Annotated in this window: 2 protein-coding genes; both read right to left on the bottom strand. The window is 67.3% G+C overall.

Annotated elements, in window-relative coordinates; translation table 11 throughout:
- On the bottom strand, positions 1-1,239 hold a 1,239-nt coding region (locus O2807_14555; GenBank protein MDA1001724.1), incomplete at its 3' end, for a nodulation protein NfeD.
- Between the two features lie 85 nt (positions 1,240-1,324).
- Positions 1,325-2,518 (bottom strand): class I SAM-dependent rRNA methyltransferase (locus tag O2807_14550; protein MDA1001723.1); only part of this gene is annotated, 1,194 nt, incomplete at its 5' end.

Here is a 2,518-nt window from a genome sequence, read left to right as displayed (position 1 = left end):
GGGGAGCCATATCTCGCCGCGAACGAACACTTTCGAGTACTTCCCATCTTTTCCGGCCTCGCGGACGACGCCAATCTGATCGACCATGCCCTCCCGGCCGGAAACCGGCTTTTTGGCCTGGGCCCGGACGCCCAGCCCGACGATCAGGACGAAGAAGAGCGCCGTCCCGATGACAGCCGGGATGATCACCTTCAGGCTGAGCCGCAGATAAGGCTCGGGCGAATCGAATAGCATGATTGATCCCAGCGTCATCGCCACCACCCCGCCGATGGTGAGCCCCCCGTAGCTGGGCACCTTGATCTCCAGGAGAAAAAGAATCACGGCCAGCAGGATGAGCAGCAGACCCACGAAATTCACGGGGAGAATCTTCAGGGCAAAGAAGGCGAGGAGGATGCTGATCCCCCCGATGACGCCCGGAAAGATGGCGCCGGGGTTCGAGAGCTCGAAAAAGAGGCCGTACATCCCCAGCAGCATCAGCATGTAGGCGATGTTCGGGTTGCTGAGGAGCGAGAGAATCTGCTGGCGCCAGCTCGGGACGAAGGGAACAACCTCCGCCCCCCGGGTCGAAAGAATCACCTCCCGGCCCGAGGCCAGCTTCACCTTCCGGCCGTCAACCGCCAGAAGGAGCGCCGCTACATCCGCCGCCACCAGATCGATCACTTTCAGGCGAAGCGCCTCGGCCTCATCCACCGATATCGCCTCGCGCACCGCGCTCTCGGCCCACTCCGCGTTGCGCCCCGTCCGCGAGGCGACCGAGCGGGCGAAGGCCGCCACATCGTTCATCGCCTTCTTCCGCATGTCCCCCTTGATCTGTTCGCCCCCGCCCGCGACGGGCGAGGCCGCGCCGATGTTCGTCCCCGGCGCCATGGCGGCGATGTGGGCGGCCATCGTGACAAAGGTGCCTGCCGAGGCGGCCCGCGCGCCGCCCGGCGCCACGTAGACCGCCACCGGCACCGGCGAGGCAAAAATCTCCTTCACGATGTCGCGGGTGCTCGTCACGAGGCCGCCAGGGGTGTCGAGGCGGATGAGCACGAGCTGCGCCCCCCGCTTGCGGGCTTCGGCGATGCCGTCCTTGATGTAGTTGGCCGAGCCGGGAGAGACCGCATCTTCCACTTCCAGCAGCATCACCGGCCCGGTCAGTCGATCGGGGGCCGCGCTCTCGGCCCGGGCGATCAGGAGGGCGGCGACGCCAAGAAGCGCGGCGCACACTCCGACACGGATTTTTCCGAGGGTGGGCATGTGTTTGCTCCTGACAACAGCACGAAACAGGCGGCCTTCCCGAAAATGGTAACACAAAGCCCGCGGGCCGGAGGGAGGGCGCTCCCTAGCGATGGACGTTCCAGGCGCTTGCCTTGAGGTAGCGAGTCTCGGGAATCCCCAGGCGAACCGGATGATCGGGCGGCTGCCCGCCCTCCCAGAGGAGGGTGAGTTCGGCCCCCGCGTCCCGCGCCGCCTCGTGGAGCACCTCCTGGAAGGCGGCGGGACCAAGGCGGGCCGAGCACGAGCAGGTCAGCAAGACGCCGCCGTCCCGCACCAGGCGGATGGCCCGCAGGTTGAGTTCCTTATATCCCTTTCGCCCCTTGTCGAGGGCCGCCTGGCCGGGCGCAAGGGCGGGCGGATCGAGCACCACACCGTCGAAGCGGGGCCCTTTGCGGGAGATGGCCCGCAGCAGCTCGAACGCGTTGGCGCGCACCTGGAGCGCCCGTGCGCCCGGCGCGTTCTTCTCCAGATGGCGGCGGGCGCACCTCAGCGCCTCGACGGAGATGTCGAGCGAAACCACCTCCGCCCCCGCATGGGCCAGATAGGTGGAAAAACCGCCGGTGTAGGAGAAACAATCGAGCACCCGGCCGCGGAGCCACCTCGCGGCGGCCCGCCGGCTCTCGCGCTGATCGAGAAAGAAGCCGGTCTTCTGCCCGTTTTTCACATCGGCCTCGAACGAAAACCCGCTTTCCTCAAAAACGACGGGGCCGGAAACCTTCCCATCCGCCAGCCCCGAGCGGGCCTCGAGCCCTTCGTGGCGGCGGGCGTTCATGTCGCTCCGCTCCCAGATGCCCTCGGGGGAGAGCACCTCGCGGATGGCGGAGATGATCTCCTCGCGCCGCACCTCCATCCCCAGCGTGGAGATCTGGAAGACAGCGATGGGGCCGTAAACATCCACCACCAGCCCCGGCAGGGCGTCCGCCTCGCCGAACGCGGCGCGGTAGGCACTCTCCCCGGTCAGGGCGCGCCGGCGCAGGGCGAGGGCATCGCGGAGGCGCCGGAGGATCAGTCCTTCCTCGACGCGAGTCTCTCCCCGGGTCAGAAGACGGACGCGAATCGTGGATTTCGTATTGAAGTAGCCCTCGCCCAGCACCTTCCCGCCGCTGAGAACGACGCGCACGATGCCGCCCGCCGCCGGGTTTCCGGCGAGGCGCCCGATCTCGTTGGCATACACCCAGGGGTGTCCCCCCTCGATCCGGGGGTTGCGGGCCATCTTGAGGTAAACGGTCGGCATGGAAGACACAGGGAGACCCGATCT

It is taken from the genome of bacterium, assembly GCA_027622355.1.
GTDB lineage: Bacteria > UBA8248 > UBA8248 > UBA8248 > UBA8248 > JAQBZT01.
Note: the sequence above shows the minus strand (reverse complement) of the source record. Positions and strands in the feature narration are given on the sequence as shown.